This is a genomic window from Fundidesulfovibrio agrisoli (genome assembly GCF_022808715.1).
GTDB classification, from domain to species: domain Bacteria; phylum Desulfobacterota; class Desulfovibrionia; order Desulfovibrionales; family Desulfovibrionaceae; genus Fundidesulfovibrio; species Fundidesulfovibrio agrisoli.
Genome location: NZ_JAKZKX010000036.1, coordinates 1 through 23,244, shown reverse-complemented (window position 1 = coordinate 23,244; position 23,244 = coordinate 1). Strand labels below are relative to the sequence as shown.

Genomic DNA, 23,244 nt, shown 5'->3' with positions numbered 1-23,244 from the left:
CGAACCGTCCGCTGTATTTGAAGAACATCGCCCGGTTCGGCGCTCGGGAGCCCAAGGCCGGACCCACTGCGGTTCACCGCGCCCTGGTGTCGTTGAGACGCACGCCTCCAGCGCGCCGCGATTTCCGGCCCGCCCCTGTACTCAGTCTCTAAATTCTGGAGTGCCGGGTTAGGCCGGGCTGGCGGCCTTGTCGGTGAGCACGTCCACGCGTACGCCGTCGCGCCCGGGGGAGAGCTGGAAAACACGGCTGGCGTGGCCGTAGAAGGCGTCCACGGCGTGGTGGCTGATGTAGAGCACCTGCAGGCCCAGGCGCTCGCCGATGGAGGCGATGAGCCGGGCGAAGCTGGAGACCAGCTCCGGCCGCAGCCAGCAGTCCTGCTCGTCGAGCACCAGGAAGCGGCGGTGGGTTTCGGGGTCGAGCTGGGCCAGGCCGATCAGGCGCAGGCCCACGGAGAGGATGTTGCAGACCGAGCCGCCCTGGCCGGTGAGAATGTCCTCGGTGCCGCCCTGCTGCTCCATCTCCAGGTTGATGAAGAACTTGCCGTTCTTGACCTCCCTGCGGCTGACCACCTTGCGGTCCTGCCCGAGGATCTCGCGCACGGCGTGGGTCAGGTTGGCCTCCACCTCCTCCATGAGCTCCCCGAACAACTCGCGGGAGAGGTCCTCCAGGCGGTCCTGCGCCTTGGGGGCCATCTCCAGGAAATCGCGCACGGCTTGAAGCTCGCGGCGCAGGCGCTGGTGCTCGCGCACCAGGGCCTCGGCGCGGCCCTCCAGCCGCCCGGCCCGCCGCTCCAGCCCTTCGAGCTCGCGGCGCAGGGCGTCCAGCTCCTCAGCCACGCCCGCCCCCCGGTTCCCCCTCCAGCCCCTGCTCCAGGCCCTGCTCGAGGTTCGTCAGGCCTTCGCGCACGGACTGGATGTGCCCGCGATACTCCTCCACCAGGCGGGCGTTGTCCGCGCGCATGGCCGCGAGCATCCGCTCCAGCTCGGCCGGGTCGGCGGTGCCGTAGTCGGCCCTGGCCTGCTCCTCCAGCGTTGCCAGTTCGGACTGCAGGTGGGCCAGGGTCTGCTCGGCGCGCACCTGCTCCTCGCGCAGCTTCTCGTATTCGGCCTTGAGCTGGCCGAGTTCGTGCTCCAGCCGGGCGTCAGGGTCGCTTGGGGCGGTCTTTGCCACCGGCAACCTCCTCGTAGAGTTCCCAGATCAGCGGGGTCTCCGCTTGCTCGGGGCTTAAGTTGGCGGAAAGGAAATCCTTGAGGCCCAGGCCCTCCTGGGTGCGTCGCCAGGCCAGGCGCTCCAGGCCCTTGAGGAACAGGGAGTGACGCTCCTTGGCGTCCGGCTCCGGGGCGAAGGGCTGGTCCGGGAAGACCTTCTCCCAGGGGAGCGCGGGCACGGGCCAGGTCTCCAGAGCACTTGCGCCGGGCCGCCAGACCGAGGCCGCGGGCACGCGGGCCTTGGTGCGGGCCGAGAAGGTCAGGCGGGTGATGTTGCCCGGGTTGCACCAGCGCGTGGCCCCGGCCGCGACCATGGGCTGCGGGCGGTGGATGTGCCCGTTGACGAGCCAGTCCAGCCCGGGGATCTCGCGGGGTTCGAGCACCAGGCCCTCGTGGTCGGGGAAGGTGATGTTGTGGTGGCTGAACCAGATGGTCTCCACCGCGCCGTCCCTGTCCACATGGCGCGGCAGGAAAGAGCCGTCGGGGGAGCCCCCGGCCAGCACCGGCCCGGCGGGCGTCTCCAGCAGGAAGGCGGGGCCGGGCTCGCTCATCAGGCGCACTGCCCCGGCAGCGTCCAGCACCGCCAGGGAGACGTCGCGGGTGAAGCGCGCCAGGTACTTGTCGTGGTTGCCCACCAGCACCGAGGGCTGGTGCGGCCGGAACAGCTCGATCAGCTCCACCACCAGGCTGTTGGGGTTCTCGCGCGGCCAGTGGAACAGGTCGCCCGCGATGACCGTGTGCAGGCCCAGGGCGCGGGCGCGCTCCAGGCAGGCCGCCAGCTTGGCCAGAATCTGCTCCCGGTAGCCCTCCAGGCGGTGCCCGGGCGGGGTGGCGGCCACGTGCGGGTCGCACACGATCATCAGGCCCTCGGCCTTGATTCTAGGCAGGCTCATGACCCGGCGTCCTCTTCTTCAGGAATTTGGCGGCGTCCAGGTCCGCGCCGCACAGGGGGCACTCGCCCACCTGCTCCAGGCGGAGGGCGATGCGTTCCCCCAGGGCGGCAAGCTCGGCCTCGCGCCCGACCAGCCAGGCCCGGCCCTTGGCGATGCGCGCGGCTAGGGTGGCCATGGCCCCGGTGAGCCGGGCCAGGGGGGCGGGGTCGGCCAGGGGGGGCGGTGAGGCCAGGGCCGCAAGGGCCTGCCCGCGCCGGCCGGCCTCGTCGCGCTGGGCGCGCAGCCTCTTAAGCCGGGCCGAGGCCAGGGCCAGCGGGCCGCTTTCGGCCAAAGCCGGGGGGGCCGCCAGGGGCCGCAGGGCCGCGCTTGCGGCCTGGGCCGCGCGCGTGCGCAGGTGCAGGGCGCGGAGGCGCGCGGTCGCCTCGGCCAGGGGCGCGGCCGGGGCCGGGGCCGCAGGGGGCGAGAGGCCCTCCAGCAGGCCCAGGCGGGCGCGCAACAGGCCCGAGCGTTCCGAGAGCCCGCGCATCTTCTCCAGCCGGGCCTCCAGCCGGGGCACGGAAGCGGCCTGCGAAGCCAAGGCCTCCGCGCCGCCGCGCAGCTCCTCCAGCCGCAGGGAGAGCCCGGGCAGGGCCTCGAGCCGGTCCAGCCCCTGCCCGGCGCCGGACAGGGCCTCCTCCAGGCGGCGGGAGTCCGTCCTGGCGCGGCGCACCTTCTCGCGCAGCAGATCCTGCATGGCCATGAGGTGCGCGCTCTCCGTGGAGGAGGCCAGAAAATCCGCCAGCACGGAGCCGGGCCGGTCCAGCAGGAAGATGGGGTGGCGCTGGTCCCCCAGGTGCACGTCCACGTCCTCTCCCTTCTCGAAGCTGACCAGGGGCAGCCGGAGCCGCCGGGCCACCTCCTCCGGCACGCCGCCCTTGCCCAGCTTGGCGAAGACCTGGGGCTCGGCCACGCCGGGGGGGTAGAGTTCGTAGATGGCGTGGGCCTTGCGGCGCACCCAGGCCACGCGCCAGCCGTCGTCCAGCAGGGCCTCCACGCGGGCCTCGCTGGCCCCGTGGCGGATGCAGTGGCGGCGGGAGGGGTTGGTGGCCAGGCAGCGCAGGGCCTCCACCAGGGCGGACTTGCCCGTGTTGTTGGGGCCGCAGAGCACGTTCAGCCCCGGGGCGAGGTCGAGCGAGGTGGCCTTGTGGGCCATGAAGTCGGTGAGCGTGAGGCGCAGGATCACGATGTCAGGCCGGGCTGTCCTGGGGCGTGAGGGGCAGGCTGATGTGGAAGGTGGTGCCCTGCTCCTCGGTGGATGCGAACCCCACGGAGCCGCCCAGGTAGCGCTCCCCCAGCAGCTTCATTCCGTAGGTGCCCAGGCCGCGGCCCCGGCCCTTGGTGGAGAAGCTGCGCTTGAACACCTGCAGCCGGACGTCCTCGCTCATGGCTGTCTGGTTGTGCACCCAGAAGCGCACGCGGCCCTTTTCCAGGCCGCAGCCGATGGTGACCTCTCCACCATTACGCGAAGCCTCCAGCGCGTTCTTGACCATGTTGCCCACCACCCTGTTCAGGAGCGCGGGGTCGCTGACGAACTCCACGTCGAGGGAGTCCGGAGCCAGGAGCAGCATCTTGTCCCCGTCCTTGGCGTAGGGGGCTCCCAGGCGCATGGCCGCATCCATCACCTCTGTGCTGCGCACGCGCCCGAAGCTCGGGTGAAGCTCGTTGCTTTCGGCGGCGGCCAGGTCGCGCTGGGTGAATATCTCCTCCACCAGCCCGGCAAGGGAGCCGTGGATGAAGTCGGCGTCCTCGCGCAAATCCTCGGGCACCTCCGCACGCAGGATGCCCATGAGGCCGCAAAGCCCGCCCGCCGTGTTCAGGACATCATGGAAGAAGAGGCGCTCCAGCAGGCGGCGGCGCTTGTGGTCGCTCATGTCCTGGATGCTGAAGAGCACATAGGCGCTGCCCTCGATCTCGATGGGCGAGGAGCTGACCTGCAGGTCCAAAGCTTCGACGCCCTGGGTCCCCATCCTGCTCAGGCTGCACTCCTGCACGGATTTGCGCCCTTCCAGCCCGGCCAGCAAAGAGCGCAGGGCTCCGCAGCGCGTACAGAACTGCGTGGTGCCGCAACCTCGGGGGGCGCTCAGGGCGTGCACGCAGTTGAGTGCCTCACCCGGGCGCTTGCCCAGAAGCTCTTCGATGGGCAGGCCCGTGGCGTGCAGGGTCTGGGCGTTGGCCAGCACCACCTGCCTGTTGCGGTCCAGCACGATGACGATGATGGGGATCGCGTCCAGTGTCTGGGCGATGAAGTTCCCGCACAGGCCCTCGTAGATTTTGCAGATGTCGGATTTCGGGCTGCGCGGCGGTTCGGGGGGAAGGTTCGACGGTCCTGACTCACTCATGATACGGCTATTTATTATCCCTTTTTTTCGCAACGGGCAACATCCGCCGCCCCCGGTACGTTGCGCCCGGGCTGGAAGCGCGCTAGGTGTTGATCCATGACTTCCCGCCCAGGACTGTACATGCCCGTCGCCTGCGCCTGCGCCGCCCTGCTGGCCTGGCTGGCCCGCGAAGGGCTTATCTTCCTCCATCCTGCGGCCTCGGCCCTGCCGCAGTTGGCCGTGGGCCTCGCGGCGGCCGCCCTCGCGGGCTGGCTGGCGGCGCTGCCGCTGGGCTCCGCCACCGGCGACGCGCCCAGGCCGGAACCAGCGCCCAGCGCCGGGCCCCAGCCCCATGACGGCAGGCTCGGGGAGCACGCCGCCCGGGTCGGCGACCTGGCCGGAACACTGGCCGAAAGGGCCGGGCGCGCCGGGGACGAGGCCTTCGACCTCACCGCCCAGCTGGGCGTGGCCGGAAGCCGCGGCTCGCAGGCCCTCCAGACCCTTGCGGCCGCCACGCAAGGCATGGAGCACGCCAGGGAGCTCTCCCGCAGGGCGGGCCAGAGCCTGGACGAGCTGGCCGCCGCCATGGAGCGCGTGCTGGCCGGAGCGGGCGGGGCGCAGGCCAAGCTCACCGTCATCGCGGACACGGCCGAGCAGGCGCAGTCCCTGGTGGCGGGCATGGCGGACATCGCCGAACAGACCGACATGCTCTCGCTCAACGCCTCCATCGAGGCCGAAAAGGCCGGGGAGCACGGGCGCGGCTTCGGGGTGGTGGCCAAGGCCGTGCGCCGCCTGGCCGACACCGCCGCCCAGACCGCCGGGGACTTCGAGCGCCTGGTGGCGCGCATGCGCCAGGCCGTGGCCGCCGACGTGATGGAGATGGACACGCTCACCCGCCAGGCCGGGCACGGGGCCGCGCGCCTGCGCGCCAGCCGCGAGGCGGTGCGGGACGCCGCCGGCGCCCTGGAGGAGCTGGCCTTGGCCCTTGAGGGTCTCGGCCCCGAGCTGCGCGGGCTGCCGCCCGTGCTGACCAAGGCCCGCGAGACATCCGACCGGGTGCAGGGCGCGCTGGCCGCGCTGCCCGGGCTGGCCGAAACGCTGCGCGCCACGGCCGAAGGGCTGGCCGGGCTGGACGCTCCAACCCTCAAGGGGGACCAATCGTCATGATCGCCTGGTGGCGCGACCTCACCTTAAGGACCAAGCTCGCCCTCTGCGGCATCGCCTTCCTGGTGCCCATCGGCATGCTGCTCGTGCTGCTCACCAGGCAGATGAGCGCAAACATCCGCCTGACCCAGGTGGAGATCAAGGCCATCTCCGTGGTGGAACCCATCGAGGACCTCACCGAGACGGTGCCCGAACACCTGCGCCTCGTCCTGGCGGGCTTCGCCGGGGAGGACGCAGGCCCCGCATCGGCCAAGCTGGAGAGCGGCCTGCGCGAGCGCCTGGGCGTGCTGGAGCAGCGCATGGCCCAGCATGGGCAGGAGCTGGGTCTCAACGCCGAAGTGCTCGGCCCCCTGGGGCTCGAGAAAATCGACCCAAAGAATTTCGGCAAGAACCTCCTGGAGCTGCTGGACACCCGCGCCGAAACCCCGCACCAGGCCATCGTCAACCACAACGCGGCCCTGGAGCTGCTCTCCCAGTTGCGCGAGTACGTGGCAGACTCGGGCAAGCTCGTGCTGGACCCGGAGCTGGCCAGCTACTACCTGATGTACCTGCTGCTCTTCGACATCCCCCGCGCCCAGGAGCGCCTGGGCTGGCTCTACACCTCGGGCTACCTCTCGCTCACGCACCTGCCCGGCGCCGAGAAGGAGCGCGCCCGCATGGAGGAGGCCAGCGCCTCGTGGGAGCAGTCCGTGGTGGACCGCATCACTGACAAGCTGGCCAAGGCCCGCAGGGCCATCGGGGATGAGAAGCTCGCTGTCCTGCCCAAGGCCGTGCAGGAGTACGCCACGGCCAGCCGCGCCTTTCTGGAGGTCAGCCGCTCACTGAGCAACCCCGCATCCAAGGTGAACATGCAGGGCCTCATGAAGTCCGCCAAGCTGGCCAGGGACGCCGGGGCCGACCTCTGGGACGCCTGCAACGGCGTGTTCAACACGCTCATCGCCGAGCGGGCCGCCAACCTTCGCCTGCGCATGTATTCCGCCCTGGGCGTGTGCGTGGGCTCGGTGATCCTGGCGGTGATGCTGGCCTGGACCATCCTCACCTCCGTGTCGCGGCCCCTGGCGCGCGTGGCCAACATCGCCACGCTCATCGCCCAGGGGCGCGTGGCCGAGGCCTCCGCCCTGCTGGAGCGCTCCTGCTCGAAGGGCTGCAAGGTGCTCAGGCGCAACACCGAGAGCGGGCGCAGCCAGTCCGAGATCAACCAGCTCTTCTACGCGGTCTCCGTGATGATCCAGGGGCTCGACGAGCTCCTGAGCACGCTGACGGCCACCGGCGGCCAGATCCAGACCTCGGCCCAGCGCATCGCGGCCACGGCCCGCCAACTGGAGGCCTCCGCCACCCAGCAGGCCGCCTCCACGGTGGAGGTCGGGGCCACCAGCAAGGAGATCTCGGCCACGGCCGCCTCCCTGGCGGACACCATGTCCGAGGTGCTGGGCGTGGCCAGCAAGAGCTCCGCCCTGGCCGAAGAGGGCCGGGAAAGCCTCGCCGTCATGGAGCAGGCCATGGACGACCTCTACCAGTCCGGCAAGACCATGACCGCCAAGCTGGCCCTGGTGCGCGAGAAAACCTCGGGCATCGGGCAGCTGCTCTCCACCATCTCCAAGGTGGCCACCCAGACCAACCTGCTCTCGCTCAACGCCGCCATCGAGGCCGAGAAAGCCGGGGAGTTCGGGCCCGGTTTCGCGGTGGTGGCCCGCGAGATACGCCGCCTGGCCGACCAGACCGCAACGGCCACCCTGGACATCGAGCGCACCATCCGGGACATGCAGGCCTCCGTGCAGGCCGGGTCGGCCGCCATGGAGGGCTTCTCCGCCCTGGCGGAGCAGACCGCCGACACCTCCCGGGGGGTCAACACCAAGCTGGGGCGCATCATCGCCTCCGGCGAGGAGCTCACCCCGCGCTTCTCCACCGTGACCCAGGGCATGCGCATGCAGGCCGAAGGCGCGGACCAGATCAGCGAGGTCATCAGCCAACTGGCCGACAACGCCGGGCAGACCCGCGACTCCCTGGCCGAGTTCCGCCTGGCCGCGGAGGAGCTCAACCGCACGGCCGAAAGCCTCCGGGAAGTGCTCCAGGGCTTCGGCCAGGGGCGCTGATGCTCTTCATCGCCTTCAAGGCCGCCGGAACCCGCTTCGCCCTGCCCGCGCGCATGGTGGAGGAGGTCACCCCCCTGGTCAGCCTCGCGCCCCTGGCGGGCGCGCCCGGTTACGTGGCCGGGGTCATGAACCACCGGGGCCGCCCCCTGCCCGTGGCGGACATGAATGTGCTCCTGGCGGGCAAGCCCTCTCGCCCCTTCGCCTCCACCCGCATCGTCGTGGCGGAGCCCCGGCCCGGCGCGAAGGCCGGCGGCCGCCCCGCCCTGCTGGGCCTCATGGCCGAACGCGTCTTCAAGACCGTGGAGCTGGACGAGGCCGCCGTGAGCGCGCCCGGAGCCCCGGCCGCGCCCTACATCCGCGGCGTGGCCGAGCACGAGGGCGAGCTGGTGCAGATACTGGAGCTTGGGGCCATCCTGCCGGCCGAACTTCTGGAGCGCCTGCTGGCCGGGCTGGAGGCCGCGTGAGCGCCGCCAGGGCGAGCCTGTCCCCGGCGGACCTGGCCCAGGCCGCCGCTCTTTCCGGCCTGGAGCTCAAGGCCGTGGGCGCCGACGCCGTCCGGCGGGCGTTTAGGGCCGGGCTCGCGCGCACGGGCCTGAAGGACGCGCAGGACTACCTGCGCAGGCTGGAATCCGACCCGGTGGCCCGCCGCCTGCTGGCGGGCGATGCCGTGGTGCAGGAGAGCTGGCTCTTCCGCGACCGGGATGCCTTCTCCGCCCTGGCCCGCATGGCCCAGGCCCACGTGAAGGCCAAGCACGGGCCCTACCGTGTACTGAGCGCCCCCTGCGCCCGTGGCGAGGAGCCCGCCTCGGCCGCTGCCACCCTGCTCCAGGCGGGCCTGGAGCCCGGACAGTTCGCGGTGGATGCGGCGGACGCCAGCCCCGCGGCCCTGGAGGCCGCCCGCTCCGGCCTGTTCGGCCCATCCAGCCAGCGCGGCCCCGCCGCCGACGCGCCATCCGGCTGCCCGTCCGACCCGGCCGCGCAGGCCATGCCGAAAGCTTTCTTCCAGGCCACGGAGCAGGGCCTGCGACTGGCCCCCCAAGCCCTTGAGCGCATCACCTTCATCGAGGCCGACGCCACGTCCCCGTCTTTTCTGGCGGGCCAGCGGCCCTATCACGCCATATTCTGCCGCAACCTGCTCATCTACCTGCTGCCCGAGGCCCGCGAGAACCTCGCCCGCAACCTGGAGCGCCTGCTGGCCCCAGGCGGGGCGCTCTTCACCAGCCCGGCCGAGGCCGGGGCCTTCGCCGCGCTGGGGCTCAGCCCATGGAGCGCCTGCCCCCTGCCCTCCCCCGCGGCCCCTGCGGCTTCCAGGGCCAAGGCCGCCTGCTCTGTGCGGCCCGGCGCTCGGCCCAGGGTGACCGTCCCCAAATCCCATCCACAGGTGGAGCCTTCCAACCCGGCCCCTGGCCAGGCCGCCTGCCCGGCCCCCACACTGGACGAGGCCCGCGCCCTGGCCGACCAGGGCCGCCTGGAGGAGGCCCTCACGGCCATAGAGGCCCACCTGGCTCTGTTCGGCCCAAGCGCCGAGCCGCACTATCTTCAGGGGGTGGCCCATCTGGCCCAGGGCCACACCAGGAGGGCCGAGCAGGCCCTGCGCAAGGCCCTCTACCTCGACCCGGCCCACGCCGGGGCGCTCACCCATCTGGCCCTGCTGCGCCAGGCCCAGGGCCGCGCCGACGAAGCGGCCCTGCTCTCCGGCAGGGCCGCCCGCGCAGGGGAGGAGCGCCCGTGAGCGACGACGGCAACAGGACAGCGCGCCTGCTCTACGACCGCGAGGTCCCGGCGGACATCCTTGAGGAGTGGACCCTCCAGACCGCCGCGCCCAAGCCCGAGCGCACCGCCCCCCGCTCCGGTGCCATGCTGGTGCGGGCCGGGAACGAGTGGCTGGGCCTGCCCGCCGCCATGATCGAGACGGCCCTGCCCGCCGGTCCGGTGCACTCAGTGCCCCGGCTCTCCAACGCGGCCTTCCTGGGCCTGACCAACGTGGATGGCGAGCTGCTGCCCTGCGTCCGGCTCTCCGCCCTGCTGGGGGGCCAGGCGGACCCGGCCCCTGCACGGCCGCGCATGGTGGCTGTGCGGGTGCCCCAGGGGCGCTTCGCCCTGCTGGTGGACGAGGCCGCGGGCACCTGCGGCTACTTGCCCGGCGAACTGGGCGCATTGCCCGCCACCGTGGCCCTGGCCCCGAGCCCGCTGGTGGTGGGCGTCATCGAGCTGGAGGGCCGCAGCGCCGGGCTGGCCGGCATCGAGGAGTTGGGCGCGGCCCTGCTGGGGAGCCTGCGCCCGTGAGCCCCGATCTGGCCGATTTCTCCCTGCTGGAGCTGTTCAGCATCGAGCTCTCCACCCACTGCCGGGCCATCGAGGACGGGCTCGTCGGCCTGGAGGGCGACCCGCGCCCCGAGCTGCTCGAATCCCTGATGCGCGCGGCCCATTCCATAAAGGGCGCGGCGCGCATCGTGGACCTGCCCCAGGCCGTGGGCCTGGCCCACGCCATGGAGGACGTGTTCCAGGCCGCCCAGCAGGAGGGCCGGGTTCCGGGCAAGGCCCAAGTGGACGCCCTGCTGGCCGCCAACGACTTCTTCGCGCGCCTGGCCGCCCTGGCCCCCAAGGACCTGCCCCAGGCCCTGGCCGACGGCGCGGCCGAGGCCGCCGCGCTGGAGGCCGCCCTGCGCGCGCTGCCCCCGGACGGCCACCCTGCCGGCCACCCGGACACCTCCCAGGCTGCCCCTGCCGCCCCTGAAGGCCCTCCGGGCGTGGCATCTGCCGCTCTGGGGGCCCCACTCCCGGCCCAGGCGGCCCAGCCCCGCGCCGCCCAGGATCAGGGCGGCGGCCAAACCTCGCAGGCCGGGCCGGACGGCGGCGTGGTGCGCCTCTCCGCCGAGCTGCTGGGCAGGCTCATGGGCCTGGCCGGGCAGTGCATCGTGGAATCCGGCCAGCTCGGGCGGGTGTTCGAGCAGGCCCGCGCCCAGCGGCGCGGCTTCCTGGACCTTGCGGACCTGCTCTCCCAGACCCGCGCCTTGCTCCCCGAGGGCGACGCCAAGGACCAGTTGGACAGGGCCGCCGGGATGCTGCGCACCATGCACGCCGGGCACTCGGATTCGGTCTGCGCGCTGGATGGCCTGGCCCGGCGCATGGAGATCCTCTCCGACAAGCTCTACCACCAGGTGCTCGGCAGCAGGATGCGCCCCTTCGGCGAGGGCGCGCGCGCCCTGCCGCGCCTGGTGCGCGACCTGGCCCAGGAGCTGGGCAAACAGGCCCGCTTCGTGCTGGAAGGGGCCAACGCCTCGGTGGACCGCGACATCCTGGACCGCCTGGAGGCCCCCCTGCTGCACCTGACCCGCAACGCCGTGGACCACGGGCTCGAACCCCCGGAGGAACGCGTGCGCAGTGGCAAGCCCCAGCAGGGGCGCATCCTGCTGGTGGCGAGGCACGTGGCCGGCAGCCTGGAACTGCGCCTCTCCGACGACGGCTGCGGCATCGACCCCGAGGCCATCCGCGCCTCCGTGCAGGCAAAGGGGCTGGCACCGGCCCCCATCGCCCAGCGCATGACCGACTCCGAGCTGTTCGAATTCCTCTTTTTGCCCGGCTTCACCACGGCCGCCGCCCTGACCAGCGTCTCCGGGCGCGGCGTGGGCCTGGATGTGGTCAAGACCGTCATGCAGGAAGTCGGCGGGCAGGTGCGGGTGGAATCCACCCCGGGCCAGGGCACGGCCTTCGTGATGCGCCTGCCCGTGAGCCGCTCCGTGGTCCGCGCCCTGGTGGTGCGCATCGGCGGGGAGCCCTACGCCATGCCCCTGGCGCGCATCGGGCGGGTGCTCCTGGCCCCCGCCGAGGACGTGCAGACCACCGGCGGCATGCAGTACCTCCGGCTGGACCATGAGAACGTGGGCCTGGCCCAGGCCGCCCAGATTCTCGGGGTGCCGCCCGCGCCCCTCCCGGGCAACGAGGACGACCCCACCCTGCCGGTCATGCTCCTGGAGGATCGCGGCGCGCGCTTCGGCCTGGCCGTGGAGGCCTTCCTGGGCGAGCGCGACCTGGTGGTCCACCCGCTGGACCCGCGCCTGGGCAAGGTGCCCGGCGTGGCCGCGGCCTCCACCCTGGATGACGGCTCCCCCGTGCTCATCCTTGACGACGCGGACCTGCTGCGCTCCCTGGAGGGCCTGCTGGCCGAGGGGCGCCTGGCCGGAGTCGGCGCGGGCGAGGCCCTCGCGCCCGAGCGCGCGCCAAAGAGCGTGCTGGTGGTGGACGACTCCCTCACCGTGCGCGAGGTGCAGCGCCAGCTCCTGGAGGGGCGCGGCTACCGGGCCACGACCGCCGTGGACGGCATGGAGGGCCTGGCCCTGGCGCGCATGGGCTCCTTCGACCTCATCATTACCGACGTGGACATGCCCCGCATGACCGGCATCGAGCTCACCCGGCGCATCCGCGCGGACGCCGCCCTGGCCCGGACACCGGTGATGATCGTCTCCTACAAGGACCGCCAGGAGGACCGCATGGCAGGCCTCGAGGCCGGGGCCGACTTCTACCTGGCAAAATCCGGTTTCCGCGACGAAGCCCTGCTCCAGGCCGTGGCGGACCTCATAGGCGAGCCATGAACACAAGCTGCTCCTGCCGCCAGCCGCCCGTGCTGGCCATCGGCGCCTCCACCGGAGGGCCGTCGGCGGTTGCCGAGCTGCTCTCCGGCCTCCCGCGGGATCTCCAGGCCGCCGTGCTCGTGGCCCAGCACCTGGACCAGGCCTTCAGCGGCAACCTGGCCGAGCTGCTGGCCCAGCAGAGCGCGCTGCCCGTGGCCGTGGCCAGCGACGGCGACCGGCTGCTGCCCGGGCGCGTGCTGCTGGCCCGAGGAGGCGACCACCTGGTGCTCTCCCCGGTGAGCACCCTGCGATATACCCAGGACCCGCTGGCCACGCCCTACCGCCCCTCGGTGGACGCCCTGTTCCTGAGCCTGGCCGACTCCCGGCTGTGCCCGGGGGTTGCGGTGCTGCTCACCGGCATGGGCTCCGACGGGGCCAAGGGCCTGCTGGCCCTGCGCTCGGCGGGCTGGCTGACCATCGCCCAGGACCAGGAGACCAGCGCCGTCTACGGAATGCCCAAGGCCGCGCGCGAGCTCGGCGCGGCCGAGATGGTGCTGCCGCTCAACTCAATCGCCGCCCTTGCGGCCAAACACCTCCGGAACCGACATGCTCGAAGCCGTACCTGCTGAACACCGCGTCACCGTGCTCATGGTGGACGACCAGGCCATGGTCTCCGAGGCCGTGCGCCGCATGCTGGCCCCCGAGGCCGACATCGACTTCCACAGCGTGCAGGACCCGGCCAAGGCCCTGCCCGCCGCCCTGTCCGCCGAGCCCACCGTGGTGCTGCTGGACCTGGTTATGCCCGACATCGACGGCCTGACCCTGGTGCGCTACTTCCGCGCCCACCCCAAACTCAAGGACCTGCCCCTCATCGTGCTCTCCACCAAGGAGGAGCCCCAGACCAAGGCCCAGGCCTTCGCCCTGGGGGCCAACGACTACCTGGTCAAGCTGCCCGACCGCGTGGAGCTGATTGCCCGGCTGCGCTACCACTCCCAGGCCTACACCCGCCTGCTGGAGCGCGACCGCGCCTACCGCGAACTGGCCCGCCAGCTGGACCAGGCCGCGCAGTACGTGCGCAACCTCCTGCCCAAGCCCCTGGAACACGGCCCCATCCGCACGGACTGGCTCTTCGAGCCCTCGGCCCAGCTAGGCGGGGACGCCCTGGGCTACCACTGGATCGACCAGGAACGCTTCGCCTTCTACCTGCTCGACGTCTGCGACCACGGCGTGGGCCCCGCGCTGCTCTCGGTCTCGGCCCTCAACGTGCTGCGCGCCCAGACCCTGCCCGGGGTGGACTTCACCCAGCCCGCCCAAGTGATGGCGGGGCTCAACGCGGTGTTCCAGATGCCGCGCCAGAACGACCTGTATTTCACCATCTTCTACGGCGTCTACGACATGCGGACCCGCGTGGTGCGCTTCGCCTCGGCCGGGCATCCGCCCCCGCTGCTCTTCCAGGACGGCGGGAAAGTCAGGGAGCTGCGCTGCCAGAGCATCTTCATCGGAGCCATGCCCGAGGCGCAGTTCCGCCAGGACGAGGTCGCCCTGGGCGGGCCGGCCAGCCTGCTGGTGTTCTCCGACGGGGCCTACGAGCTGCGCCGGGCCGACGGCGTCATGGAGGGCTACGAGGATTTCCGCGAGCGCTGCGCCAGCTACGGCCCAGCGGGGCCGGAACTGGCCGACCTGCTGAACCAGGCCCGGGCCGTGCGGGGCCAGCAAGTGCTCGACGACGACCTGACCGCCTTGCGCCTGCGCATCGGATGAAGCCCTTGGGCCGCCGCCTGGGCGACCGGGCGCTCTTTCAGGAGCCTTCCGAGATGCGTATTCCTAGTGAAACAAATCACAATATAATGTGGCACGATAATAAATAACGTGCCCTCACCGCTTCACATGCCTCCAAAGCGAGTCGAAAACCTCGAAACCCACCTTTTGGACGCAAAACAGCACCCGCAGCGCATTGGATTTTACCTGCCTTGTTCTACAAGTAACAATTTCCTCTAGCAAAGGTTCCTCAGTTCTGCTACTATCCCGCGCACCTGGATATGTCAGGCGCTGATGCCTTTGAGGACTTTGGCCCGGTCGACCGTCAGTGGGGGACGGCGTCCGCGGTTTCCAGTGAGGCTTATACCTGAGAACCAGCCAACCTGTAACGATTTGGGAGGTCCGTATGCGCGTATCCATTGGTCTTGCCAAGGACGACGCCGAAAAACGCTTGGAAAAAAGGGGCGTCTCCCGCCGCGACTTCATGAAGTTCTGCGCGGCAGTGGCCACCGCCCTTGGCATGGGCCCCGGCGCCGCGGGTGAAGTCGCCGCCGCCCTGACCGCCAAAAAGCGTCCTTCGGTGATCTACCTGCACGGCGCCGAATGCACCGGCTGCTCCGAAGCTGTCCTGCGCACCTATCAGCCCTTCATCGACGAGCTCATCCTCGACACCATCAGCCTGGACTACCATGAGACCATCATGGCCGCCGCGGGCGAGGCCGCCGAGGACGCCCTGCACAAGGCCATGGAGTCCCCCGAGGGCTTCGTGCTGGTGCAGGAAGGCGCGGTTCCCACCATCGAAAACGGCGCCTGGGGCAAGGTCGGCGGACACACCATGGCCGACAACCTGAAGGCTTGCGCCGCCAAGGCCAAGGCCATCATCGCCATGGGCACCTGCGCCACCTTCGGCGGCGTGCAGGCGGCCAAGCCCAACCCCTCCAAGGCCGTCTCCGTGAGCGAGTTCCTGGGCCGCAAGGACGTCATCAACATCGCCGGCTGCCCGCCCAACCCCATCAACTTCGTGGGCGCCGTGGTGCTGTACCTGAAGGGCGAGAAGATCGACCTCGACTCCCTCCAGCGCCCCAAGGCCTTCTACGGCGTCACCGTGCACGAGCAGTGCGAGCGCCTGAAGCACTTCGAAGCCGGCGAGTTCGCCAAGAGCTTCGACTCCGAGGAAGCCAAGAAGGGCTACTGCCTCTATGAGCTGGGCTGCCGCGGTCCCGAGACCAACAACAACTGCCCCAAGGTGCTCTTCAACTCGACCAACTGGCCGGTTCGTGCGGGCCATCCCTGCATCGGCTGCTCCGAGCCGGGCTTCTGGGACAGCATGAGCCCCTTCTACGTAGGCCGTTAGTCTCAGGGCGCAGTAGCCCGAACCGCAGCACACCTCACGGAGGAACGTTATGGCTGACAGCAAGCCTCAAGTGATGAAAACGCCTCAGAGCACCTTCACCGGCCCCGTCGTGGTCGACCCCGTCACCCGCATCGAGGGTCACCTGCGCATGGTGGTCGAGGTTGAGAACGGCAAGATCAAGAACGCCTGGAGCTCCTCCCAGCTCTTCCGCGGCCTGGAGATCATCCTGAAGGGCCGCGACCCCCGCGACGCCCAGCACTTCACCCAGCGCTCCTGCGGCGTCTGCACCTACGTGCACGCCCTGGCCTCCACCCGCGCGGTGGACAACGCCGTCGGTGTGAAGGTTCCCGAGAACGCCACCCTGATGCGCAACCTGGTCATGGCCTCCCAGTACCTGCATGACCACATCGTGCACTTCTATCACCTGCACGCCCTGGACTGGGTCGACGTGCAGAACGCGCTCAAGGCCGACCCCGTGAAGGCCGCCAAGATCGCCAACGACATCTCGCCCCGCAAGACCAACGCGGCCGACCTCAAGGCCGTGCAGGACAAGCTGAAGGCCCTGGTGGACTCCGGCCAGCTGGGCATCTTCACCAACGCCTACTTCCTGGGCGGCCACCCGGCCTACTACCTGCCCGCGGAAGTGAACCTGATCGCCACCGCGCACTACCTTGAGGCCCTGCACCTGCAGGTCAAGGCCGCCCGCGCCATGGCCATCTTCGGCGCCAAGAACCCCCACACCCAGTTCACCGTGGTGGGCGGCTGCACCAACTACGACGCCCTGCGCCCCGAGCGCATCGCCGAGTTCGTGAGCCTGTACAAAGAGACCAAGAAGTTCGTGGACGAAGTCTACATCCCCGACCTTCTGGCCGTCGCCTCCTACTACAAGGACTGGGCCGGCATCGGCGGCACCACCAACTTCATGACCTTCGGCGAGTTCCCCACCAAGAGCGAGTTCGGCTTCGACGACCGCTTCTTCCCCGCCGGCGTCATCATGAAGCGTGATCTGGGCAAGGTCGGCGCTGTCGATCCCAAGCAGATCATGGAGCACGTGAAGCACTCCTGGTACGTTGGCGACGAAGCCAAGCACCCCTACGAGGGCGTCACCGATCCCAAGTACACCTCCCTCGACGACAAGGACCGCTACTCCTGGATGAAGGCCCCCCGCTACATGGGCGAGCCCATGGAGACCGGTCCGCTGGCCAAGGTCCTGGTGGCCTACGCCAAGGGCCACAAGCCCACCGTCAAGGTCGTTGACATGATCTGCAAGAAGCTGGGCGTCGGCAAGGAAGCCCTGTTCTCCACCCTGGGCCGCACCGCCGCCCGCGGCGTGGAAACCGCGGTCATCGCCGCCGAGATGGAAGCCTGGGTGAAGAAGCTGGCCGACAACGTGAAGAAGGGCAACACCAAGCTCTACCAGGATTGGAAGATGCCGGACAGCGCCCAGGGCGTCGGCTTCGTGGACGCCCCCCGCGGCGCCCTCTCCCACTGGATCGACATCAAGGGCGGCAAGATCAACAACTTCCAGTTGGTCGTGCCCTCCACCTGGAGCCTCGGACCCCGCTGCGCGGCCGGCAAGCTCTCCCCGGTGGAAGAGGCCCTGATCGGCACCCCCATCGCCGATCCCAAGCGCCCGGTGGAAATCCTGCGCACCATCCACTCCTTCGATCCCTGCATCGCCTGCGGCGTGCACGTGATCCAGCCGGAGAGCAACGAGGTGCTCAGCTTCAAGGTGCTGTAAGAGCGCATTGAAGAACTAGCCTAGAATGAGAGAGGGCCGCGAATGCGGCCCTCTTTTTTGTTGCGGCCAATTAAGTCAGTATAAATCGACAGAAAAATTACAATCCTTTAATAACCGAGCAAATTTCTTTAGCAATTTCCTCCACTGTATAAGCAGCAGTACTCCTAGCAACTCTATCAGCTAAAGACGGGCTATATTTTAAAACTTCCTGCTTTGTAACATTATGCCAGATAGGCAGTATAGTGTAATCGCCAGAAATGCTTTGCGCTACAATACAATCAAACTCATAGCGAGGCCAATCCTTTTCAAAAAATGATCTAGACAACACAATCACACCAAATCGAGTATCAGCCAAGCCCCTATCAATCTTTCTTCTCAGATTATCACCTATCTTTAATTCAAATTCATCGTACCAAACCTTCAGACCACCATTTTTCAAAGCAATTGCCAGAGGACGCGCCACCTCATCCTTATCTTCAAATGCATGTGATATAAACACATCGTACCGGAACCCTTCTTCACTCGTTTCGCTACGGTAATCCTTATGGTTCATGACAACAGACGACGAGACTGAATGAACATATTTGCCTATCATCTGTTGACATGCTCCACACTGTGCTTCAGCAGTTGCAAGTACACACCGAGGGAATTATCAAAAAGGATTGCACAACAACCAGAGCTACTCACCCCTTACAACAGAACTAATTTCTTTAGCAATTTCTTCTACTGTATGAGAAGTAGTACTTCTTGCCAGTTTATCAGCTAATGACGGACTATAGTTTACGACTTCTTTTTTTGTGACATTATGCCATATAGGAAGCAACACTTGGTCTCCAGAGACCGCCTGCGTCACAAGACCGTCTAATTCATAATTTGGCCACCCTTTCCCAAAGAATGAAGCTGAGAGCACTATTACTCCAAACCTGCTATTGGCTAGCCCTTTATCGATCTTTCTTCTTAAGCTGTCGCCAATTTTTAATTCAAATTCATCATACCACACACGTAGGCCATCATTTTGCAAAGCCAACGCCAATGGCCGCGCCACTTCTTCTTTATCTTCAGATGCATGAGAAATGAAAACATCATACGCCGCGCTACTCATATCTAGATCACCAGGATAATCTTGGCGGTTTTCACGAACAAGAGACGGAACTGAAGCAAGTGGAACTTCCTGTAATCGGGGCAAATGACCCGGTAAAACCCTAACGGAATATCGTGTACTCCCCCGGTAACCACCAAAATCAATTGCAACATACCAATGCCCAGAATGAGGAACTTGCAATCGCACTGGCGATTTAGTGGCGTGCCCCCCATAATATCTGTGCTGCCTGCCACTTTTATAACTACTGAAATTGGAACTATCCATCAGGCGGACATTCGCCGCATCACCGGACAAAGTCACTTCAACGATCTCCCCACCGCTTCTATGACCAAGATCATTATACCAAAATTGCATTTGACTCTCCTCGATGACTTTGAATCATCGTTCAACATGGTTCCAGATCAAATCTCTTCCCCACAATTACAGAAACAAACCGGCTTTGGCGGCTTCACCCTCGGTTCATCCCCCGCAGCGTAGAACCCCAAGCCGGGGAACACGCTGGCCCAGAGGGTGACGTATTCATCGTTGGCCCCCTTGAGGTCGTCGGGCAGCAGCACTGCATCGAGCCAGAGCCCGTAGACTCCGGCCCAGGCGTATTCCGGTTCGCCGAGGCCGCGCGCAACGCCCATTCCGGCGGGCAGAGTGCCGCGCAGCACGCGCCCTTCCCGCGCGCAGTCCACCCAAGTTTCCTGCCCGCCCGAGGCCACGCGCACCCGCACTGGTTCACCCTCTGCCAGGGATGTGGAGAAGGTGAGCCGCAATTCGGCCCCACCTGCAGTTGAACCGCCCGGATCGGCGGCATCCCCGGAGCCCCCCTCCACCTCCAGCCGCACCAGCCTGGGCATCTCCACATACTCCTCGTCCGCGCCCTTGGGGCGCAGGAACACGAACGGCGGGCCAGCCACCAGCCGCCCGGCGGCGTCGTAGGCTCCGATGGGGGTGTTCTCCCCCGAATCCCAGTCAGACTCGCCGGGCCAGTCCTCCACGGCCTTGAGCACCACCCTGCAGCCCGGCCTGGGGCCGCCCACCAACCGCAGGTCGCCCCGCTCCGCGTCGATGAAACTCGCCTCACGGTCCACCACCCCGCCATGCTCCTGGTTGTTCTCCGTGATCTTGCGGGGCCAGGGCAGGTTGGTGAGGTCGCAATCGAAGCTCACGCCGCCCACCCAGCCATCAGGCATGAAGCCGTCCCCCACGAATCTGTCATCCCCATCCTTGCCATCGCCCTGGCAGCCATCCGCGAAGGGTCTGCGCACGGCCTCGGGCAGGGGGCAGCCGGAGCCGTCCTGGAGCGGGCTTCCCTCCACGGGCTCGTCCGCAAAGAGCACGGCATTGTTTCGATGTTTCAGGTGCTTGGTGGCCCCTCCCTTGACCAGGCTGTTGCAGAGCTTATAGCTGTTGTTGCACGCGAGCACGCACCCATCCGGCATGGGGCCGCCCGCGTCGTACTTGTAGACCTTGCCGCCCCGGTTGGGGTCCAGCGGGGTGCCGGGCTTGTCCGTGATCCAGCCGGTGTTGGAGAAGAAGTACCAGAAGCCCCCGGCGACCTCGTCCAGCGAGAACCAGGCGTGCGCGTTGTGGATGCGGTTGTGGTGCACCCACCAGTTGGTTGCCCCCCGTTCGGGCTCCACCGGGTTGTCGCGCACGCGCAGCATGGTGTTGGAGTAGATTTCAACGTTGCAGTTCTGCACTGATTCTTTCTTCTTCTCCGTCTTCATGCGCATGCCGTTGAAGGCGTCGCAGATGGTGTTGCCGCGCAGCACCACGCTGCCCGAGACGCCCACGCTGCCGAACAGGCCGCCGTTGCAGTAGAAGTAGCGTTTGCGTTTGGAGTCGAGCCAGAGCTGGTCGCGCCACATGGCCCCGGTGGGGTCCTGCCGCCAGTGGTTGCCCTCCAGGAGGATGTGGTGGCAGCCCAGGCCGCGCGCGTAGACCAGATACCGGCTGTCCGTGGCGCGGACCCTGCGCACGCTCACGTAGGACGACTCCTCCATGTAGAGGAACGTGGGCCAGCAGCTCTCCACGGCAAGATTTTCGAATTCGATCCAGGAGCAGTCCGCCAGCTTGAAGAAGGCGAAGTGCTTCATCTCCGGCAGCATGGAATCATGCGGGACGCCGCCCAGCCCGCCGTTGAGCGCGGTGGCCGCGCCCAGGCCCCGGATGGTCACGGGCATGTCCGGCGTGCCGTGGATGTCGGCGATCTTCACCGGGCGGCAGGAGGGCGGCGCGCCCGAGTCCTCGTCGTAGAGGATGGGCGGCCAGTACTTGCCCGGCAGCAGTTGCAGGATGTCGCCCGGGCGGACGCAGGCGAACACGTCGGCCAGGGTGTGGGTGGAGAACAGCAGCTCCCGCCCGTCCAGGCGGACATAGCGGCAGTCCCCTTTGTAGGTGACGAACAGCACGCGGCGGCCGCGCTCCGTCCAGTACGGCAACGGTGTGGAATCATCCTGCATGGCGGCCCCTTTGACGTCGGCGAAAAGATATTTGATTACAGTTAAATATACCACAACACATAACAGGGCCACACCGGCGCGTCAACGCGTCGCGGCCCTTGCCCGCCGGCCCTTTGCAGGGCATGATGGGTCACTTCAACCCGGAGGAGCATCAATGGAAGACAATGCCCGCAGAATTCTGGTGATGGGCGTGGGCAACATCCTCTACACCGACGAGGGCGTCGGTGTGCGCTGCATGGAGAAACTGGAACGCGAGTACGAGTTCTCCGACAATGTCACCCTGCTCGATGGCGGCACCCTGGGCATGCGCCTGATGGACCCGCTGCTCAACTGCGACATGGCCATCATCCTGGACGCGGTGCTCGGCGGCGGCGACCCCGGAACCATCTACCGCTGCACCGGCGACGACCTGCGCAAGTCCCTGGCCTTCAAGGACTCCATGCACCAGACCGACCTGGTGGACACCCTGATCTACTGCGGCCTGGTGGGCAACAAGCCCGACTGCGTGGTGCTGGGCATCCAGCCCGTGGACTACGACACCATGAGCGTGGAGATCTCCCCCCTGCTGGCCGAGCGCCTGGACGAGATGTGCGCCTTCGCCCTCAAGGAAATCGAGGCCGCCGGCGGCACCTACAAGAAACGGGAAAACCTGGAATAACGCGGGGCGGAGGCGATGCGGCGACTTTACGGACTGCTGGCGGCCCTGGCGGCCGTCTTTGTGCTGGGCGGCCAGCTTCTGGCCGCCGAAACGGCCAAGCCTTATCGCCTGACCATCCTACACACCAACGACATCCACGCCCGCATGGCGGAGTTCAACCACCTGGGCCAGACCTGCACCCAGGACGAATCCGCCCAGGGCGCGTGCTTCGGCGGCTACCCGCGCATCACGGCCGCCGTGGAGGCCGAGCGCAAGAAAGGCGGCAACACCCTGCTGCTGGACGCGGGCGACCAGTTCCAGGGCACGCTCTTCTACACGGCGCTCAAGGGCAAGCCCAGCCAGACGGCCATGAACGCCCTGCGCTACCAGGCCATGACCTTGGGCAACCACGAGTTCGACGACGGCCCGGCCAACCTGGAGCAGACCTTCTTAAGCGGGCTGAACGCGCCCGTGCTGGCCGCCAACCTGGACGCTTCGGGCGACCCGGCGCTCAAGGCCCGCATCAAGCCATGGACGGTGCTCACCGTCGGCGGGCGCAAGGTCGGCATCGTGGGTCTGGCCAACGAGGACACCTCCCGCCTCTCCAACCCCGGCCCGGAGCTGGCCTTCCACGACGCGGCCCAGGCCCTGCGCCGCTCCGTGCAGGAGCTGGCCGCCCAGAAGGCCGACATCGTCGTCGCCGTGACCCACGTGGGCCTGGAGCGCGACCGGCAGCTTGCCGCCGAGGTGGACGGGGTGGACGTGATCGTGGGCGGGCACAGCCACAGCCTGCTCTCCAACACGGACCCCAAGGCCGCCGCGCCCTACCCCCTGGTGGTCAAGTCGCCCTCGGGCAGGCCGGTGCTCATCGTGCAGGCCGAGGCCTGGGGCAAATACCTGGGCGAGCTCAGCGTGGACTTCGACGCCAAGGGAACGCCCGTCTCCTGGAGCGGCGCGCCCCTGCTGCTGGACGCATCCAAGCCGCAGGACGGGGCCATGCTGGCCAGGGTCCGGGCCATGCAGGAGGAGCTCAAGCCCTACGTGGGCCAGGTGGCGGGCAAGGTCACCGAGAACCTGCTGCCGGACTGCCGCTTCGGCGAGTGCGGCCTGGGGGACATCCTGGCCGACGCCATCCGCATGTCCGCCCGCAACCAGGGCGTGCAGGCCGCGTTCGTCAACGCCGGGGCCATCCGCGCCGGGCTCAAGGCCGGCGACGTGACCGTGGGCGACCTGCTCACCTTCTACCCTTTCACCGACAACGTGGCCACCTTCCAGCTCTCCGGGCGCGACCTGCTCACCGTGCTGGAGCACGGCGTCAGCCTGGCCGACAAGCCCGACGGTTCGGGCACCGGGCGCTTCCTGCAGGTCTCGGGGCTGCGCTACTCCTTCGACGCCCGCCGCCCCCAGGGCCAGCGCATCGTCACCGCGGACATCCTCGATACGGACGGCGGCTACGCCCCGGTGCAGCCCGACAAGACCTACTCCCTGGCCACCAGCGGCTACCTGCTCAAGGGCGGCGACGGCTATTCCATGCTCAAGGAGAAGGCCAAGCGGGTCTACGCCTTCGGCGCGGCCATCAGCGACGCCCTCGCGGATCACTTCGCCGGGCACTCGCCCCTCTCCCCGCGCCTGGAAGGCCGCATCGTCCGCCTGGGCGACGCGCTGCCCAAGTAGACGAAGAGGCCTCCGGCGGCCAGAGAGGGCGCCGCCCTCTCCGGACTCTCCCGCGAGAGGGAGTTCCTCCCTCTCGACTCCCATTCCGCTTCGCGTCCTGGAACGGACACGCGCCTTGTCCGCGTTGCCTCCGCTTGTACCGTTTGTACTGCTTGTACTGCCGCGATGAGACGTGTAGTCTGTCGGGGAGGCCCGGTCCGGAGCGCGCCGCCCGATATTCTTCAAATATATCGGGCGG

At 68.2% G+C, this 23,244-nt stretch carries 20 protein-coding genes; 12 read left to right on the top strand and 8 right to left on the bottom strand.

Annotated elements, in window-relative coordinates:
* Positions 1 to 168: 168 nt before the first annotated feature.
* Genes MLE27_RS17195 through MLE27_RS17175 form a run of 5 tightly spaced genes read right to left on the bottom strand, consistent with a single transcriptional unit; the run spans position 169 to position 4,480 of the window.
* Entirely contained in the window at positions 169 to 837 is a 669-nt protein-coding gene (locus MLE27_RS17195) for a hypothetical protein (RefSeq protein WP_243313771.1), read from the bottom strand.
* Complete coding sequence (locus MLE27_RS17190; protein ID WP_423747991.1) at positions 830 to 1,171, bottom strand: FtsB family cell division protein; 342 nt, start codon at positions 1,169 to 1,171, stop codon at positions 830 to 832. Before MLE27_RS17190 ends, MLE27_RS17195 begins: the two co-directional genes overlap by 8 nt.
* The gene (locus MLE27_RS17185; protein WP_243313768.1) at positions 1,143 to 2,102 is read right to left on the bottom strand and encodes a metallophosphoesterase; all 960 of its coding nucleotides are present in this window, start codon (positions 2,100 to 2,102) and stop codon (positions 1,143 to 1,145) included. Before MLE27_RS17185 ends, MLE27_RS17190 begins: the two co-directional genes overlap by 29 nt.
* Positions 2,089 to 3,324: an AAA family ATPase gene (locus MLE27_RS17180; RefSeq protein WP_243313766.1), complete on the bottom strand. Its 1,236-nt coding sequence runs from the start codon at positions 3,322 to 3,324 to the stop codon at positions 2,089 to 2,091. Before MLE27_RS17180 ends, MLE27_RS17185 begins: the two co-directional genes overlap by 14 nt.
* A 4-nt stretch (positions 3,325 to 3,328) precedes the next feature.
* Positions 3,329 to 4,480, bottom strand: a complete 1,152-nt coding sequence (locus MLE27_RS17175; RefSeq protein ID WP_243313764.1) for a PAS domain-containing sensor histidine kinase — start codon at positions 4,478 to 4,480, stop codon at positions 3,329 to 3,331.
* Positions 4,481 to 4,600: 120 nt separating this feature from the next.
* On the opposite strand from MLE27_RS17175, the gene MLE27_RS18080 reads away from it, so the two are divergent.
* The 10 genes from MLE27_RS18080 (at position 4,601) to MLE27_RS17120 (ending at position 17,140) form a co-directional block, all read left to right on the top strand.
* The gene (locus MLE27_RS18080) at positions 4,601 to 5,626 is read left to right on the top strand and encodes a methyl-accepting chemotaxis protein (protein ID WP_279355903.1); all 1,026 of its coding nucleotides are present in this window, start codon (positions 4,601 to 4,603) and stop codon (positions 5,624 to 5,626) included.
* Positions 5,623 to 7,716, top strand: a complete 2,094-nt coding sequence (locus tag MLE27_RS17165) for a methyl-accepting chemotaxis protein (RefSeq protein WP_243313762.1) — start codon at positions 5,623 to 5,625, stop codon at positions 7,714 to 7,716. Before MLE27_RS18080 ends, MLE27_RS17165 begins: the two co-directional genes overlap by 4 nt.
* Complete coding sequence (locus MLE27_RS17160; protein ID WP_243313760.1) at positions 7,716 to 8,180, top strand: chemotaxis protein CheW; 465 nt, start codon at positions 7,716 to 7,718, stop codon at positions 8,178 to 8,180. The genes MLE27_RS17165 and MLE27_RS17160 overlap by 1 nt, the downstream gene beginning before the upstream one ends.
* Positions 8,177 to 9,448: a CheR family methyltransferase gene (locus MLE27_RS17155; RefSeq protein WP_243313758.1), complete on the top strand. Its 1,272-nt coding sequence runs from the start codon at positions 8,177 to 8,179 to the stop codon at positions 9,446 to 9,448. Before MLE27_RS17160 ends, MLE27_RS17155 begins: the two co-directional genes overlap by 4 nt.
* Positions 9,445 to 10,002: a chemotaxis protein CheW gene (locus MLE27_RS17150; protein WP_243313756.1), complete on the top strand. Its 558-nt coding sequence runs from the start codon at positions 9,445 to 9,447 to the stop codon at positions 10,000 to 10,002. Before MLE27_RS17155 ends, MLE27_RS17150 begins: the two co-directional genes overlap by 4 nt.
* Positions 9,999 to 12,308 (top strand): hybrid sensor histidine kinase/response regulator, encoded by a 2,310-nt coding sequence (locus MLE27_RS17145; protein ID WP_243313754.1) that lies wholly within the window; start codon positions 9,999 to 10,001, stop codon positions 12,306 to 12,308. Before MLE27_RS17150 ends, MLE27_RS17145 begins: the two co-directional genes overlap by 4 nt.
* Positions 12,305 to 12,916, top strand: coding sequence for a CheB methylesterase domain-containing protein (locus MLE27_RS17140; RefSeq protein ID WP_243313751.1), 612 nt, complete (start codon positions 12,305 to 12,307; stop codon positions 12,914 to 12,916). Before MLE27_RS17145 ends, MLE27_RS17140 begins: the two co-directional genes overlap by 4 nt.
* Positions 12,894 to 14,048: a fused response regulator/phosphatase gene (locus tag MLE27_RS18075; protein ID WP_279355902.1), complete on the top strand. Its 1,155-nt coding sequence runs from the start codon at positions 12,894 to 12,896 to the stop codon at positions 14,046 to 14,048. Before MLE27_RS17140 ends, MLE27_RS18075 begins: the two co-directional genes overlap by 23 nt.
* Positions 14,049 to 14,451: 403 nt before the next feature.
* Positions 14,452 to 15,399, top strand: a complete 948-nt coding sequence (locus MLE27_RS17125) for a hydrogenase small subunit (RefSeq protein ID WP_243313750.1) — start codon at positions 14,452 to 14,454, stop codon at positions 15,397 to 15,399.
* A gap of 49 nt (positions 15,400 to 15,448) precedes the next feature.
* Positions 15,449 to 17,140 (top strand): nickel-dependent hydrogenase large subunit, encoded by a 1,692-nt coding sequence (locus MLE27_RS17120; RefSeq protein ID WP_243313747.1) that lies wholly within the window; start codon positions 15,449 to 15,451, stop codon positions 17,138 to 17,140.
* Positions 17,141 to 17,237: 97 nt separating this feature from the next.
* On the opposite strand, the gene MLE27_RS17115 is transcribed toward MLE27_RS17120, so the two are convergent.
* From MLE27_RS17115 to MLE27_RS17105, 3 genes are all read right to left on the bottom strand, one after another.
* The gene (locus tag MLE27_RS17115) at positions 17,238 to 17,693 is read right to left on the bottom strand and encodes a toll/interleukin-1 receptor domain-containing protein (RefSeq protein WP_243313745.1); all 456 of its coding nucleotides are present in this window, start codon (positions 17,691 to 17,693) and stop codon (positions 17,238 to 17,240) included.
* Between the two features lie 126 nt (positions 17,694 to 17,819).
* Positions 17,820 to 18,596 (bottom strand): DUF1883 domain-containing protein, encoded by a 777-nt coding sequence (locus tag MLE27_RS17110; protein WP_243313743.1) that lies wholly within the window; start codon positions 18,594 to 18,596, stop codon positions 17,820 to 17,822.
* Positions 18,597 to 18,643: 47 nt separating this feature from the next.
* Entirely contained in the window at positions 18,644 to 20,695 is a 2,052-nt protein-coding gene (locus tag MLE27_RS17105; RefSeq protein WP_243313741.1) for a right-handed parallel beta-helix repeat-containing protein, read from the bottom strand.
* Positions 20,696 to 20,849: 154 nt separating this feature from the next.
* On the opposite strand from MLE27_RS17105, the gene MLE27_RS17100 reads away from it, so the two are divergent.
* Both MLE27_RS17100 and MLE27_RS17095 read left to right on the top strand, forming a co-directional pair.
* On the top strand, positions 20,850 to 21,353 hold the full coding sequence (locus tag MLE27_RS17100) for a HyaD/HybD family hydrogenase maturation endopeptidase (RefSeq protein WP_243313739.1): 504 nt from the start codon (positions 20,850 to 20,852) through the stop codon (positions 21,351 to 21,353).
* A gap of 15 nt (positions 21,354 to 21,368) precedes the next feature.
* Positions 21,369 to 23,006: a bifunctional metallophosphatase/5'-nucleotidase gene (locus MLE27_RS17095; RefSeq protein WP_243313737.1), complete on the top strand. Its 1,638-nt coding sequence runs from the start codon at positions 21,369 to 21,371 to the stop codon at positions 23,004 to 23,006.
* Positions 23,007 to 23,244 lie beyond the last annotated feature (238 nt).